This is a genomic window from Nonomuraea sp. NPDC050383, assembly GCF_044459125.1.
Lineage (GTDB): Bacteria > Actinomycetota > Actinomycetes > Streptosporangiales > Streptosporangiaceae > Nonomuraea.
In genome coordinates, this window is record NZ_JBITIP010000003.1 from 179,831 (window position 1) to 194,908 (window position 15,078).

13 protein-coding genes are annotated in these 15,078 nt (G+C 71.5%); 10 read left to right on the forward strand and 3 right to left on the reverse strand.

The annotated features are described in order from the left end of the window. Positions 1 to 80: 80 nt before the first annotated feature. Positions 81 to 1,277, forward strand: coding sequence for a cytochrome P450 (locus tag ACIBG4_RS09110; protein ID WP_397201374.1), 1,197 nt, complete (start codon positions 81 to 83; stop codon positions 1,275 to 1,277). 18 nt (positions 1,278 to 1,295) lie between these two features. Here ACIBG4_RS09110 and ACIBG4_RS09115 read toward each other — a convergent pair whose 3' ends face one another. After that, entirely contained in the window at positions 1,296 to 2,042 is a 747-nt protein-coding gene (locus ACIBG4_RS09115; protein WP_310708142.1) for a DeoR/GlpR family DNA-binding transcription regulator, read from the reverse strand. A 295-nt stretch (positions 2,043 to 2,337) separates the two neighbouring features. Here ACIBG4_RS09115 and ACIBG4_RS09120 point away from each other — a divergent pair, with 295 nt between their 5' ends. From ACIBG4_RS09120 to ACIBG4_RS09135, 4 genes are all read left to right on the forward strand, one after another. Next, a complete protein-coding gene (locus tag ACIBG4_RS09120) occupies positions 2,338 to 3,639 on the forward strand; it encodes an extracellular solute-binding protein (RefSeq protein WP_397201375.1) in 1,302 nt (433 codons plus the stop codon). Further along, positions 3,636 to 4,550, forward strand: coding sequence for a sugar ABC transporter permease (locus ACIBG4_RS09125; RefSeq protein WP_310708140.1), 915 nt, complete (start codon positions 3,636 to 3,638; stop codon positions 4,548 to 4,550). Before ACIBG4_RS09120 ends, ACIBG4_RS09125 begins: the two co-directional genes overlap by 4 nt. Further along, positions 4,547 to 5,359 carry a carbohydrate ABC transporter permease gene (locus ACIBG4_RS09130; protein ID WP_310708139.1) on the forward strand — a complete coding sequence of 271 codons (813 nt, stop codon included), beginning with the start codon at positions 4,547 to 4,549 and terminating at the stop codon, positions 5,357 to 5,359. The genes ACIBG4_RS09125 and ACIBG4_RS09130 overlap by 4 nt, the downstream gene beginning before the upstream one ends. Positions 5,360 to 5,482: 123 nt before the next feature. Further along, positions 5,483 to 7,831, forward strand: a complete 2,349-nt coding sequence (locus tag ACIBG4_RS09135; protein ID WP_397201376.1) for a LuxR C-terminal-related transcriptional regulator — start codon at positions 5,483 to 5,485, stop codon at positions 7,829 to 7,831. Between the two features lie 193 nt (positions 7,832 to 8,024). Here ACIBG4_RS09135 and ACIBG4_RS09140 read toward each other — a convergent pair whose 3' ends face one another. Then, positions 8,025 to 8,219, reverse strand: coding sequence for a DUF5999 family protein (locus tag ACIBG4_RS09140; protein ID WP_310708137.1), 195 nt, complete (start codon positions 8,217 to 8,219; stop codon positions 8,025 to 8,027). Between the two features lie 157 nt (positions 8,220 to 8,376). After that, a complete protein-coding gene (locus tag ACIBG4_RS09145; RefSeq protein WP_397201377.1) occupies positions 8,377 to 10,329 on the reverse strand; it encodes a beta-galactosidase in 1,953 nt (650 codons plus the stop codon). Positions 10,330 to 10,477: 148 nt separating this feature from the next. On the opposite strand from ACIBG4_RS09145, the gene ACIBG4_RS09150 reads away from it, so the two are divergent. From ACIBG4_RS09150 to ACIBG4_RS09170, 5 genes are all read left to right on the forward strand, one after another. Next, positions 10,478 to 11,056 (forward strand): TetR/AcrR family transcriptional regulator, encoded by a 579-nt coding sequence (locus ACIBG4_RS09150; protein ID WP_397201378.1) that lies wholly within the window; start codon positions 10,478 to 10,480, stop codon positions 11,054 to 11,056. Between the two features lie 85 nt (positions 11,057 to 11,141). Then, positions 11,142 to 12,503: an MFS transporter gene (locus ACIBG4_RS09155; RefSeq protein WP_397201379.1), complete on the forward strand. Its 1,362-nt coding sequence runs from the start codon at positions 11,142 to 11,144 to the stop codon at positions 12,501 to 12,503. After that, entirely contained in the window at positions 12,487 to 13,239 is a 753-nt protein-coding gene (locus ACIBG4_RS09160) for an SDR family NAD(P)-dependent oxidoreductase (RefSeq protein ID WP_397201380.1), read from the forward strand. The genes ACIBG4_RS09155 and ACIBG4_RS09160 overlap by 17 nt, the downstream gene beginning before the upstream one ends. 51 nt (positions 13,240 to 13,290) lie before the next feature. Further along, positions 13,291 to 14,154 (forward strand): alpha/beta fold hydrolase, encoded by an 864-nt coding sequence (locus ACIBG4_RS09165; RefSeq protein WP_397201381.1) that lies wholly within the window; start codon positions 13,291 to 13,293, stop codon positions 14,152 to 14,154. Between the two features lie 279 nt (positions 14,155 to 14,433). Beyond that, complete coding sequence (locus tag ACIBG4_RS09170; protein ID WP_397201382.1) at positions 14,434 to 15,066, forward strand: GPP34 family phosphoprotein; 633 nt, start codon at positions 14,434 to 14,436, stop codon at positions 15,064 to 15,066. Positions 15,067 to 15,078 lie beyond the last annotated feature (12 nt).

The following is a 15,078-nucleotide window of genomic DNA, read 5'->3' on the forward strand; positions in this document are numbered from 1 at the left end:
GCATGTGGGCGAGGCGTTGGTACCGTCATGGTCAGGAGCGGTCAGGAGCGGTCAGGATCACCGGTCACCCGGGGGGACACATGACGGACACCTCGATGATGCCGCTGCACATGCGTCGGGACGGGTTCGACCCCATCCCCGAGCTGGGCGCGCTGCGCGACGACGAGGGCGTCAGGCGGGTCACCACGCCGTTCGGCGTCGAGGCGTGGCTGGTCACCCGCCACGCCGACGTGCGCGCGGTCCTGGGCGACGCCGAGCGCTTCCCGCTGTCCCAGCTCGGCCTGGCCCGGCTGCCCGGCGCGCCGCCGGTCAGCGACGAGGAGCTGGCCGTCCTGCGGGCGGGCAACCTGCTCGCCCACGACCCTCCGGAGCACACGCGGCTGCGGCGGCTCCTGACGCCCGAGTTCACGCTCCGCCGGATGCGCCGCCTGGAGCCACGCGTGACGAGCATCGTCGAGGAGCATCTGGACGCGATGGAGAAGGCCGGACCGCCGGCCGACCTGGTGCAGGCGTTCGCGCTGCCGATCCCGTCACTGGTGATCTGCGAGCTGCTGGGCGTCCCCTACGCCGACCGGGAGGGCTTCCAGCACCGCACCAGCCGGATGCTGGACGTGTCGGTGCCCATCGAGAAGCGCATCGAGCTCCAGCTGGAGTCACGCGCCTACATGTCCGAGCTGGTCGCGCGGATCATGGCCGACCCCGGCGAGGAGCTGCTGGGCATGCTGGTGCGCGAGCACGGCGGCGAGGTGACGGCGGCCGAGCTGACCGGCATCGGCAGCCTGCTGCTGTTCGCCGGCCATGAGACGACCTCCAACATGCTCTCCCTCGGCACGCTGGCGCTGCTGCGCCACCCGGACCAGCTCCGCATGCTGCGCGAGGACCCCGAGCGGGCCGACGCCGCGGTGGAGGAGCTGCTGCGCTGGCTCAGCATCGTCCACTCCGGCACCAGCAAGGTGGCGGCCGTGGACACCGAGATCGCCGGCCACGCGATCCGGGCCGGGGAGATGGTGATCTGCGCGCTGCCGACCGCCAACCGCGATCCGGAGCTGCTGCCCGACCCGGACGCGCTGGACATCACGCGCGGGGCGCCCGGCCACGTGGCCTTCGGCCACGGCGTCCACCACTGCCTGGGCGCGCCGCTGGCCCGCATGGAGATGCGGATCGCGTTCCCGGCGCTGCTGCGCCGGTTCCCCGGCCTGCGCCTGGCCGAGCCGGGGCCCGCCTTCCGCTCCTTCCACGTCGTGTACGGGCTGACCTCGCTGCCCGTCGCCTGGTGACACGGGCGCACGGGGGCGCTACGGCTCGGTGACCTCGGCGACGTCCACCCGGTGGTGCTGGTCGCGCAGCCGCTGGATCGCCTCGGCGGGGGCGCGGGAGTCGACCACGATGACGTCGAACGCCTCCAGCGGGGCCACCCGGTGCAGGGCCACCCGGTCGAGCTTGGTGTGGTCCACCGCGAGGACGCAGCGCGTGCCGGAGGCCAGCATGGCCCGCTTGACCAGCACGATCTCCTGCTCCTGGTGGAAGGCGTGCCGGTCGGACACGGCCGAGGTGGAGACCACGACCGTGTCGGTGTTCATCGCCTCGACCGCGTCGACGCAGGCCACCCCGAGGAACGAGTCGTGCGTCGGGTAGTACTCGCCGCCGAGCGCCATCAGCCGGATGCCGGGCACGGGCGCCAGCAGCCGGATGGCCTCCAGGAAGTTGGTCACCACGGTGAGCGGGGTGACCTCGCTCAGGTGCCGGGCGACGGCCAGCGCGGTCGTGGAGTCGTCGAACATGACGGAGCTGCCCGGCTCGATCAGTCCCACGACATGCCTGGCGATCGCCTCCTTCTCCGCGGTCTGGGCGGTCTTGCGGTAGGCGATGTTGCTCTCGAACACGCTGGTCGCCTGGGCGCTGGCCCCGCCACGGAACTTGCGCACCATGCCCTGGGTCTCCAGCACGTCCAGGTCACGGTGGACGGTCATCACGCTCACCTCGAAGGTCTCGGCGAGCTCCGCCATCGAGACCGAGCCCTGGCGCATGACATGCTCGGCCATCGCCTGGCGTCTGCTGGCCCCGCTGGCCGCGCGTGGACGCGACTTCACCTGCTGCGCTCCCATGCCTCGATGCCCATGTCTGTTTGTTACGGCGACTCAATCTCTCACACCCTTGACACCTCGGGGAGTGCCTCATAGTCTCCACGCAACATCACAAGTTCACACGTTTTAGCGTTAGATTTAACGCCACCCCCCGATGCCGCCCGTAACCGCAGCGCATCAACGACCCTCCCAATTAAAACGTTCGCATGCCACCCCACCCCCCGCCGCGTGGGAGTTGTACGGAGGAGACCCCATGACCGACCTACGCGAAGCCCGCATGAGCCGCGCCCAGTTCTTCCGCATGATGGGCGGGCTCGCAGCGGCCGCCGCGGCCACCGCCTGCTCCACCAAGCCGGAGGCCACCACCGCGCAGGGCGGCCGGCCCGCCGCCACCCAGCTCAGGTTCGTCGGCGTCGCCGACCAGAAGGCGCCCATGGACGAGCTGGTCGCCGCCTACAAGCAGGCCAAGCCCAGCGTCTCCCTGTCCACCTCCTTCGCGCCGACCGACCAGGTGCAGACCTCGGTCCGTACGCAGCTCGGCGCCGGCAACGCCCCCGACCTGCACGTCGTCTACCCGGGCAACGGCAGCGCCATGTCGATGAGCCAGATCGCCAAGGCCGGCCTGCTCGCCGACCTGTCCGACCAGGCGTGGACCCAGACCATCCCGACCGGGTTCAAGCCGGCTTTCCAGATGGACGGCAAGACCTACATGTACTCGGCCGGCTCCTCGGTCATCGGCGCCGTCTACAACAAGAAGGCGTTCGCGAAGGCCGGCATCGAGGCGCCGCCCACCACGTGGACCGAGTTCCTCTCCGTGTGCGACAAGCTGAAGAAGGCCGGGATCACCCCGATCGCGCTCGGCGCCCAGACGCCGTGGGTCACCCAGCTCATCACGTACGCGCTGGTGCCCTCCACCGTGTACGCCAAGGACCCCACCTTCGACGACAAGCAGCTCGCCGGGCAGGCCAGCTTCGCCCAGTCGGGCTGGCGCGACGCCATGGAGATGTACCTGGAGCTGCAGAAGCGCGGCTTCTTCAACGACAACCCCAACGGCACCACGTTCGAGCAGCAGACCTCGATGGTGGCCACCGGCAAGGCGGCCATGGCCATCCAGGTCTCCGCCGTGCTGCCCGACTTCCGCAAGGCCGCCGCCTCGCCCGACGACCTGTCGATGTTCCCCGTGCCGGGCGCCGACTCCGCCGACCAGGTGTGGATCCCCGCCGGCGTGGTGGTCGGCCTGGGCGCCGCCGCCAAGGGCAAGAACGCGGCCGAGGCCAAGGCGTTCATCGACTTCCTCGGCAAGCAGGAGAGCATCAACCGCTGGGCCAAGGCCATCTCCGCCATCCCGCTCACCCAGGACGCCAGCTCCACCATCGACCCGGCCGTGCAGTCGTTCCTGCCGTTCACCAAGGACCGCGCGGTGCCGTTCATGGACCAGCGCTGGCCGAACGCCGAGGTGCAGCCCGTGCACTTCGCGGTCGTCCAGGAGCTGCTGGCCGGCAAGACGAAGATCGACGACGCCCTCAAGAAGATGGACGAGGCGTACGCCAAGTGACCACGGACGTCGCCCGGAGCCTCCCCTCCACGGCCCGCCGGCCGTGGGGGAGGTTCAGCTCGCTCACCCCTTCGTGGATCTTCGCCCTGCCGGCCCTGCTCGTGTACGCCGCCGTCGTGCTGTACCCGAGCCTGGCCGGCATGTTCTACGCCTTCACCGACTGGAGCGGCATCGGCGAGGAGAAGTCCTTCGTCGGGCTGGCCAACCTGACGGCCATGTTCCACGACGACCAGGCCATGGGCTCGATCGGCAACACGCTGCTGCTGACCGTGACCATCGTCGCGGTGCAGAACGGCGTGGGGCTGCTCCTCGCGCTCGGCGTGCACGTCAAGCTGAAGAGCCGTGCCGTCCTGCGGGTGGTGTTCTTCGCCCCCGTCGTGGTCAGCCCGGTCATGGTGGCCTTCCTGTGGAAGTACATCTACAACCCGGATCCGACGGCGGGCCTCAACGGCCTGCTCGGCACCCACATCGACTGGCTCGGCAACCCGTCGCTGGCGCTGTGGTCCATCGCCGGCACCGTGGTGTGGCAGTACGCCGGCTACTCGATGGTCATCTTCCTGGCGGGGCTGGAGGGGATCCCGCCGGAGCTGCACGAGGCGGCGATGATCGACGGCGCGGGGACGTGGCAGCGCTTCCGCTACGTCACCTGGCCGCTGCTGGCGCCGTCGCTGACCATCAACCTGATGCTGTCGACGATCGGCGGGCTCAAGCTGTTCGACCAGGTCTTCGCGGCCACGAACGGCGGCCCCGGCTACGCCACCGAGACGCTCTCGACGGTCCTGTACAAGCAGGCGTTCGTCTTCGGCAAGTTCGGCTACAGCACGGCGATCGCGCTGGTGCTGGCGCTGTTCGTGGCGGCCGTGTCGATGGTGCAGCTCTACTATCTCCGCAACCGTGAGGTGGCCCAGTGAAGCGGACGTTCCTCCTGGAGATCGTCATGGTCGCGGTGGCCGTGGCGTTCCTCTTCCCGGTGTACGCGCTGATCACGCTGTCGCTGAAGGACCCGGCGCAGATCTCGCACACCCCGCTGTCGCTGCCCTCGCCGCCCACGCTGGACAACTTCGGCAAGGCGTGGACCGCCGCCGCGCTCGGCCCGTCGCTGGTCAACAGCACGGTGATCACCGTGGTCAGCCTCGTCGCGCTGGTGGCGCTCGGCTCGTTCGCGGCCTACTACCTGGCCCGCGCCAAGAGCCGGATGGGCTACGGCTTGTACGTGCTGTTCCTGCTCGGCATCGTGCTGCCGTTCCAGCTCGGCATGATCCCGCTCTACCAGCTCGTGACCGACCTCGGGCTGATCGGCTCCCACACCGGGATGATCATCTTCTACACGGGGATCCAGCTCCCGTTCACCGTGTTCCTCTACACGGGCTTCATCCGGGCTCTGCCGCGCGACTACGCCCACGCCGCCCAGATCGACGGCGCATCCCACTTCACCGCCTTCACCAAGGTGGTCTTCCCGCTGCTGCGGCCCATCACGGGCACAGTGCTGATCCTCAACGCCGTGTTCATCTGGAACGACTTCTTCACCCCGCTGCTGTACCTGGGCGGGTCGGGATTCGAGACGATCCCGGTGAGCGTCTTCGCCTTCGTCGGCCAGTACGTCTCCGACCACGGCCTGGTCTTCGCCGGCCTGGTGCTCGGGGCGCTGCCGATCGTCGTCGCGTTCCTGCTGCTCCAGCGGTACGTCATCAAGGGCTTCGCCAGCGGCCTCAAGGGATGAGCGGACCCGCCCCCGGGCGGGCCCGCCCCGGCTTCCCACCGGCGGTGACCAGCGCATAACCTGAAGTGAAGGCCCGGGTGATACCCGGTGGCCCGGGCCGGCGGGGCATGCATGATGCTGGCGATGAACGAGTCCAGGCGGCAGCAGTACGTCAGGCTGCCCGCCGAGGTGACCAGCTTCGTAGGGCGTCGGCACGAGGTGGCCGAGGTCAAGCGACTCCTGTCCACGTCACGGACCGTCACGCTCACCGGGGTGGGCGGCGTCGGCAAGACCCGGCTCGCCCTGCGGGTCGGGCTCGACGTGGCCCGCGACTTCCGCGGCGGCGTGTGGTTCGTGGAGCTGGGCTCCCTGGAGAACCCCGACCTGCTGGCGCAGGTCGTGGTCGAGGCGCTGGAGATCCGCCGCCAGAGCGCCGATCCCCCGCTGCGGATTCTCGCCGACCACCTGCGCGACAAGCACGCGCTGATCATCCTGGACAACTGCGAGCACCTGGTCCGCGCGTGCGCCGTCCTCGCCGAGGAGCTGCTGCGCGCCGCGCCCCGGCTGCACATCCTGGCCACCAGCCGCGAGGCGATGGGCTTCGCGGGTGAGCGGATCATGCCGGTCCCGACGCTGTCCGTGCCGGACGCCGACGGGTCGGAGCTGTCCATCGAGTCGCTGGCGCGCTCCGACGCCGTGCGCCTGTTCACCGAGCGGGCCATGGCCGTCCTGCCGTCGTTCGCCCTCACCGAGGACAACCGCGACGTCGTCCTGCAGATCTGCCACCGGCTCGACGGCCTGCCGCTCGGCATCGAGCTGGCCGCCGTCCGGCTGCGCGCCCTGTCGGTGCGGCAGCTCCTCGACCGGCTGGACGACCGGTTCCGGCTGCTCACCGCCGGGTCGCCGGCCGAGGCGCCGCGCCACCAGACGCTGCGCGCCCTCATCGACTGGAGCTACGCGCTGTGCTCGGAGAAGGAGCGGCTGCTGTGGGCGCGCGCGTCGGTCTTCGCGGGCGGCCTCGACCTGGAGGGCGCCGAGGCGGTCTGCTCCGGCGCCGGCATCGACCGCGAGGAGGTGCTGGACCTCGTGTGCGGGCTGGTCGCCAAGTCGATCCTGATCAGGGAGGAGAACGGCTCGCGGGTCCGCTACCGGCTGCTGGAGATCATCCGCCAGTACGGCCTCGAACGGCTCGCCGCCCAGGGAGAGGACGCCGAGCTGCAGCGGCGGCACCGCGCCTACTACCGGGAGCTCGCCGCCCAGGCACGGGCGGAGCTGTTCGGGCCGTCGCAGGTCTCGTGGTTCACCCGGCTGCGCCACGAGCACGCCAACCTGCACGCCGCGCTCCAAGGCTGCCTCGACAACGCCGAGGAGGCCGGGGCCTGCCTGGAGATGGCCGCCGACCTCCTCTACCACTGGATCACCGGCTACTACCTGGGCGAGGGCCGCCGCTGGCTGGACCGCGCGCTCGCCGCCGGCGCCGGGAGCCCCGAGACGCGGGCGCGGGCGCTGTGGGCCGGAAGCTGGCTGGCCATCATCCAGGCCGACGTCCCGGCCGCCGCGGCGCTGCTGAAGGAGAGCCAGACGCTGGGCGAGCGGCTGGAGCTGGAGGGCGTGCTCGCCTACGTCTCGCTGTACTCCGGGATGATCGCCATGTACGAGGGCGACACGGACACGGCCATCGAGCTCTACGAGCAGGCCCTGGCCCGGCACCGCGCCACGGGTGACCCGGTGGGCACCACGCTGGCCCTCATCCGGCTCTCCCTGGCGCACTCCTTCCGCGGCGACTCCGCGCGTGCCATCGCGATGGGCGACGAGTGCCTCGCCCTGGCCGACGCGCACGGGGAGGGCTGGCACAAGGCGTACATGATGATGGCGCTCGGCGTGGACGTGTGGCGGCAGGGCGACCCGCGGCGGGCCTTCGAGCTGGAGACGCAGAGCCTGACCTTCAACCGCGCGGTCGGCGACCCGCTCGGCGCCGGGGTGAACCTGGAGGTGCTGGCCTGGATCGCCGCCACCGAGCAGAACCACGAGCGGGCGGCGCGGCTGCTGGGCGCCCTACGGGCGGTGTGGGAGGCGATCGGCGCGCCGCTGTCCGGCTACGGGCACCTGGCCCGCTACCACGACGACTGCGAGCGCCTCGCCCGGGAGGCGCTCGGCCGGTCCGCCTTCGAGGCGGCCTTCGAGGAGGGCGCCCGGCTGTCGTACGACGACGCGCTCGACTACGCGCTCCAGAGGGACGAACGCGTCGGCGAGCCCACCGGCGGCGGCGAGCGCCCCGCCTCCAAGGGAGGGTCCGCACCCCTCACCCGGAGGGAGATGGAGATCGCCCGGCTCGTCACCCGGGGCCTGTCCAACAAGGAGATCGCCTCGGCTTTGGTGATCTCGCAGCGCACCGCGGAAAGTCACATCGAGCACATCATGAGCAAGCTCGGTTTCCGCTCGCGGGCCCAGGTGGCGGTCTGGATGAACGAGCACGACGGCGGTTCGGGCTGAGGCGTCCCCCACGGCGCTCATCCGCGGGGCGGCGCGCCCGGTCAGTACGGCAGGCGGCGTCCGGATGGAGTCCGCAGGTCGGGGCCGGGGTCTCCGGTGCTCGGCTTCTTGGACTTGCGGATCTGGATCCTGCGCACGGGATACCTGTTCCTTTCGCGCTCCGCCGCCTGAGGCGGCCGTTCCACGCGCCGCCTCAGGCGGCCGTTCCACAGCACACGGGGCCCGTGGAGATGCTCCGGCCGTCCGGCAGCAGCTCCCCCGTGTCCTCGAAGATCACCACGCCGTTGCAGAGGAGGCCCCATCCCTGCTCGGGATGGAAGGCGACCAGGCGGGCCGCGTCGTGACTCGGGTCGTCCGCCGGTGGACACGGCGGCTGATGCTGGCACATGGCTCGTACCTCTCTCCTTCGGTTGAGCCCATGTCTAAGCACTCAGCTTGCCCGGCGAACGGCAACAGAGCCACGGGATAAATCCCTATTTCGGTACCTAGACGCCAGTACCTACGTAGTCAGGTCAGGAAACGGTCGAGCGGGAGGCACCGCGCGGTCAGGCGGGCGGAGCCTCGCGGACGACGCGCACCTCCCCCGCGGGGACCGTGAGCGCGCCGTCCACCGGCAGGCCACCGGGGAGCATGACGCCGGTGGCCGGCACCGTCGCGCCGGCCTCCGTGTGGTTGATGGCGAACAGGTACGACCGGCCGTCCGGGTGCGCCCGCCGTACGAGCTCGACACCCGGATGGGACGTGGTGCCGACCCCGGCGTCCGCGCAGACCTCGGCCACCACGCGGCCCAGCAGGTCGCCGTCGGGCAGCGTGGTCAGGTAGTGGGCCGTGCCGTCGCCCCACGCGTTGCGGGTCCAGGCGGGCTCCCCGCTGGTGTGGACGTCGAGGACCTTCGCGGTGGTGGCGTGCGCGAGCTCGCTCCACACCGTGCCGGCGCCTCCGCCCGCGAGCGTCACCGACTCGCCGGCGGCGAGCGGGAAGAACTCCTCGACCGTCACCCCGAGCAGGTCGCGGAACGCCCCCGGGTAGCCGCCCAGCCGCACCCGGTCGTGCTCGTCCACGATCCCGCTGTACGGGCCGACGAGGACGGTGCCGCCGGCCGCCACGAACCGCTCGATGTTCGCCGCGCCCCGGTCGCTGATCAGGTAGAGGGCGGGCACGACGAGCAGTTTGTACGCGGACAGGTCGCCCTCCGGGTGGGCGACGTCGCAGGTGACGCCGGCCTTCCAGAGCGCGCCGTACCACTGGCGGATCACCTCGACCGGGTCGTGGTCGGCGGTCGGCTGGGCCGGGTGGTCCTCCGCCCAGACGCTGGCGTAGTCGAGCAGGACGGCGGCGTCGGCGGTGACCGTGCTGCCTTCCACCTCGGCCAGGTCCTTGAGCAGCGCGCCGAGGGCGGTCACCTCGCGCCAGATCTTCGTGTCGGTGCCCGTGTGCGGGACCATCCCCGAGTGCCACTTCTCGGCGCCGGCCCGGGAGGCCCGCCACTGGAAGAACATGATCGCGTCCGCTCCCCTGGCGAGGTGCTGGACGGAGTTGCGCAGCATCTCGCCGGGCCGCTTGGCGCGGTTGTATCCCTGCCAGTTGACGCCGCTGGTGGAGTGCTCCATGAGCAGCCACGGGCGGCCGCCGCTCAGCGAGCGGGCGAAGTCGGCGGAGAACGCGAGGTGGATGTGGGGGTCCTCGCCGATGAGGTAGTGGTCCGTGGCGACGGGGTCCACCTCGGGGGCGAACGACCAGTAGTCCATCTCCCAGTGCATCCCGGCCATGAGGTTGGTGGTGGCGGGGACGCCGGGGGTGATGCCGGCGAGCAGGTCGCGCTCGGCCCGGAAGAGGTCGAGCAGCGCGTCGGAGCTGAACCGGCGGAAGTCGAGCTGCTGGCCCGGGTTGGTGAACGTGGGGGTCGCCCGGGGCGGCAGGATCTGCTCCCAGTCGCTGTAGCGCTGCGACCAGAAGGCGGTGCCCCAGGCGTCGTTGAGCGCGTCGAGGGTGCCGTAGCGCCCGCGCAGCCAGACGCGGAAGGCGGCGGCGGAGGCGTCGCAGTGGCAGCGGGCGTTGTGGCAGCCGTACTCGTTGTGGATGTGCCACATGGCCAGCGCCGGGTGGTCGCGGTAGCGCCGGGCCACCTGCTCGGCGATGCGCAGCGCCCGCTCCTTGTAGATCGGCGAGCTGGGGCAGAAGCCCTGCCTGCTGCCGTGGTACAGCCTGCGGCCGTCGGCGTCGACGGGCAGCGCCTCGGGATAGGTGTGGCCGAACCACGGGGGCGGGGCGGCCGTCGGGGTGGCCAGGCACGCCTGCACGCCGTTGGCGTGGAGCAGGTCCATGACCTTGTCGAGCAGGCCGAAGTCGAACCTGCCCTCCTCCGGCTCCAGGAACGCCCACGAGAAGATGCCGACGCTGACCCGGTTCACCCCGGCCTCGCGCATGAGGGCGACGTCCTCGGCCCAGGTCTCCTCGGGCCACTGCTCGGGGTTCCAGTCGCCGCCGTAGATGATCACAGGGGGGCTCCTCGCGGGGACGGCGTTCGGGGACGCGTGGCCGCGCCAGGGTGTATTAAAACGTTCTTCTTCGTCCGGGACAAGGGCGGTCCGCGCGTTGACATCGCCTCAATTGACCGATCGTTCCAGTAAGGGCTAGGGTTCGAGCATGGCCAGGAGCAAGGAGTTCGATCCCAGCGCGGCGCTCGACGCGGCACTGGAGCTGTTCTGGGAGCGGGGCTACGAGGGCACCTCGATGGCCGACCTGGTCGAGCGGCTGGGCATCGGCCGGGCCAGCCTGTACGCGACGTTCGGCGGCAAGCACGAGCTCTACATGAAGGCGCTCCAGCGCTACCTGGACGCGCAGAGCCCGTCGCCCGTCGAGCTGCTGTCCCAGCCCGGCCCGGCACTGCCGGCCGTCCGGCAGCTGGTCGAGATGTACGCCCGGCAGTCCTCCAGCGACGAGGGCAAACGCGGCTGCATGATCGTCAACGCGGCGGCCGAGCTGATGCCGCGCGACGAGGAGGTGTCCCGGTTCGTCGACCGCAACTGGGAGGGCCTGGAGACGGCCCTGACCTCGGCGCTCATCCGGGCCAGGGCGCAGGGCGAGCTCGCCCCGGACCGGGACCCGCGGGCGCTGGCCAGGTTCCTCATGGTGCTGCTGCAGGGGATGCGTGTCATGGGCAAGGCGTCGGCCGATCCGGCGCGGATGCGCGACGCGGCGGCCCACGCCCTCAGTCTGCTCTGAAGCCTCCCCTCTGGAAGACGAGGAAGACCTTGCCATGCCTTCTATCTGGAACGAACGGTCTAGTTCGGTTGGTCCGGCGTTCATCGTGCTCGCCGGCTCTCAAGTCGTCCTCATCGCGTCGATCACGCTCCTCGTCGTCCCGCTCCCGTCCATCCAGCGTGAGCTCGGCCTGGATCCGGCCGACCTGGCGCTGCTCAACTCGGCCTACGGGCTGTCGTTCAGCGGCCTGCTCCTGCTCGGGGGAAGGCTTGGCGACCTGTACGGGCACCGCCGCGCCTTCCTGACCGGCGTGGCCGTGTTCGGGGTCGCCTCGGCCGCGGCCGCGCTGGCGCCCGGGCACCTCGTCCTGCTCCTGGCGCGGTTCGCCCAGGGCGTGGGGGCCGCGATCACGGCTCCGGCGGCCATGGCGCTGGTCCGGCAGGTGGTGCCGGAGGAGCGCCGGCCACGGGCGATGGCCGTGTGGGGGACGCTGTCGGTGACCGGCGCGACGGCGGGCAGCCTGCTGTCCGGTGTGATCGCCGCCCTGGCGTCATGGCGATGGGCCTTCGCCATCCCGATCGCGGCCTCGGCCGCCGTCGTGGCCGCCGCCCGGCTGCTCCCGGACCGGGCCGCCGGCGAGACCTCCGGCCGGGCGCCGCGGCTCGACGTGCCCGGAGCGGTCCTGGCGACCGCGGGCATGGTGACGCTGAGCTTCGGACTGCTGTACGCCGCGCCGATCGTGGCGGGCGCCGGCGGGCTGCTGCTGGCGGCGTTCGCCGCCGTGGAGCTCCGCGCGGCCGAACCGCTGCTCCCCCTGGGCTTCCTGGCCTCGCCCCGCCGGTCCGCGGCGCTGGTCGCCGTCCTCGTCACGGCCGCCGCCAGCGCGACCACCACGTTCTTCCTGACGCTCTGGCTCCAGCAGGTACGCGGCCTGACACCGCTGCAGACCAGCGCCGCGTTCGCCCCGTACCTGCTGGTGCTCGCCATGGGGCCGGTGTCGGGACGGCTCATCGGGCGCCTCGGCGCCCGCGCGGTGACCGTGTGCGGGCTCGGACTCGGGGCGCTCTCCATGGGGCTGCTCAGCCTGATCGAGCCGGGCACCCCGTACGCCGGAGTGGTGCTCGCCGGGCTGCTGCTCTTCCCGGTCGCCTCCGGGCTGGCGCTGTCGGGGGCGACCGTGACGGCGCTCGACGGCGTGCCCGCCCGCCAGGACGGGCTCGGGGCCGGGCTGGTCAACACCGCGATGGAGGTGGGGCCGACCGTCGGGCTGGCGGCGCTGGCGGCCCTCGCCGCGGCACGCACCGGCCCGCATCGGGATCCGGCCGCCGTCACCCACGGATACGGCTTCGCGCTGGCCGCCACCGCACTGCTCTTCATCCTGACCGCGGCGCTGACCGGCTTCGCCGGCCGCAGCCCGCGCGACGAGAACACCCACAACCGAGAGGATCGTCATGAGGTTCGCAGATAAGGTCGCGCTCGTCACCGGCGGCGGCTCCGGCATCGGCCGGGCCACCGCGCTCGCCTTCGCCCGCGAGGGAGCACGCGTCGTGGTCGCCGGCCGGAGCAGGGAGCCGCTGGAGCAGACCGTGAAGCTGGCCGAGGAGGCCGGCGGCCGGGCCGCCGCGATCACGGCCGACGTGACCCGCGCCGCGGACGTGCAGCGGCTGGTGGCCGGGGCCGTCGCGACGTACGGGTCGCTGGACGTCGCCGTCAACAACGCCGGGGTCTTCACGGCGGGGCAGGCAGCCGAGATCGACGAGGACGACTGGGCCTTCACCTTCGCGGTCAACACCACGGGCGTCATGCTGTCCATGAAGTACGAGATCGCCCACATGCTCACGGCCGGCGGCGGGGTCATCGTCAACATCGCCTCGCAGATCGGCGCCCACCAGCGCATCCCCGGCCTGGGGGCGTACGGGGCGAGCAAGGCGGCCGTGGCCGCGCTGACGCGCACGGCGGCCCTGGAGTACATCCGGCAGGGAATCCGGATCAACGTCGTCAGCCCGGGAGCGCACGACACGACGATGTCGATGCGCCCGGGTGAGACGGAGGCGGACCGCGCGGAGCGGATGCGCGACTCGCTCCCCGCCGGACGGGTCGGCACCCTGGAGGAGGCGGCGGGCGCGATCCTCTGGATCGCCTCGCCGGAGGCCGGCTTCGCGGTCGGCCACGACCTGGTGGTGGACGGCGGCGCCGCCCTCTGACGCGGCCGTGAGGGCGGGTTTGGCCGGTGGAGCTGCGGACAGGTGCCGCGGATGATCGAAGGATTCCGTGACGACGAGGTGCGGCTCGACGGCGAGGTGTCCGTCTTCTTCCGGCACGCGGGCCAGGGACCGCCCGTGGTGCTGCTGCACGGCCATCCCCGCACCTCCGCCACGTGGCACCGCGTCGCCCCTCGCCTGGTCGGGGCGGGGTTCACGGTCGTCTGCCCCGACCTGCGCGGCTACGGCCGCTCCCTCGGCCCCGCCCCCACGCCCGGCCATGCCGGCCACTCCAAGCGCGCCATGGCCGGCGACGTGGCCGCCCTGATGCGGCACCTGGGCCACGAACGGTTCGCGGTGGCGGGGCACGACCGGGGCGGCTGCGTCGCCTTCCGGCTCGCCCTCGACCACCCCGCGGCGGTCACGCGCGTGGCGCTGCTCGACTGCGTACCGATCACCGAGCACCTGTCCCGCATGACGGCGAGGTTCGCCGCCCTCTACTGGCACTGGTTCTTCTTCGCCCAGCCCGGCATCCCCGAACGCGTCATCAACGTCGACCCCGACGCCTGGTACGACGGCGACCCCGATGCCATGGGACACGCCAACCACGCGGAGTTCCGCCGGGCCACCCGCGACCCCCGCGTCGTGCGGGGCATGCTGGAGGACTACCGCGCCGGCCTGACCGTCGACCGGCGTCACGAGGAGGCCGACCGGGCCGCCGGCGCCCGGCTGCGCTGCCCCGCCCTGGTCCTGTGGTCCGTCCGCGACGACCTGGAGGACCTCTACGGCGACCCGCTCGCCCTGTGGCGTGGCTGGGCGGGCGACCTGCGCGGCCACGGCGTCGACTCCGGCCACCACATGGCCGAGGAGGCCCCCGCCGAGCTGGCCGCCGCCCTCACCGCGTTTCTCAAGGGCTGAGCCCGGGGGCTCCTGGGACGGGAGAGGCCAAGGTGACGATCTTGATTAAGGCGGATAAATCGTCATATAGAGCATTAATGCATCCGCTGCGCGGGTGTGTCGGTTAGCGGGGCCTAGCCGCGGAGATGGCGTTCTTGATAAACATTTCCGCGCACCCGCGGGCGCTTTCCTGAACCGGCCATCCATTAAGGGCGATAGTGAGCGAACCGATCCAGCCGTCCCTCCTGGGAACGCACTCTGTTCGCCCCCCGTCAATGCTCTCCCGGCGGGAGAACCCGGTTGCTGGCCGATGATTTCTTCCTCATCGTGTGGGACACGACGGGCACCGGCAAGCCGCGCCTCTACCTCCAGGGGCTGACATTGGGCCTGGCCGGAGCCCTGCTCGGGGAGCTGGTGCTGGAGAACCGGGTCACGGTGCGCGGCGCGCGGCTCCAGCTTCTCGACCGCCTGCCGCTCCGCGAACGCGTCGCCGACGGCATCCTCGCCGATATCGCGAATTCGCCCCAGCACACCGATGTGCGTACCTGGCTGGCGTACCTCGCGCAGCGTTCCCTCCCCGACGTGACCGGCCGGCTGCTGGGTATCGGGCTGCTGGAATGCGTGACTCCTAAAGTGTTGAAACACAAACAGAATCGGTATTTCGCCACGGAGTTCGGGCCGGCCGTCTGGCCGTCCACCCGGCTGCGCCTCTCACTGGTCCGCCGCCGGCCGCTGAATCCGTACGACATGCTGCTGGCCGCACTCGTGGACGCCTGCGGCATGACCGACACCGTCGTCGAGGACACCGGCCACCGGCCCGAAGCGCACCGCCACATGGCCGCCGTCCTCGCGGCCATGCCGCAGCCCCTGAGCGACCTCAGCCGCCACGTCAGCGCGGCCGTCGGCGACGCCGTCCTCACCTACCGCACCTGACCCCCCGCTGAA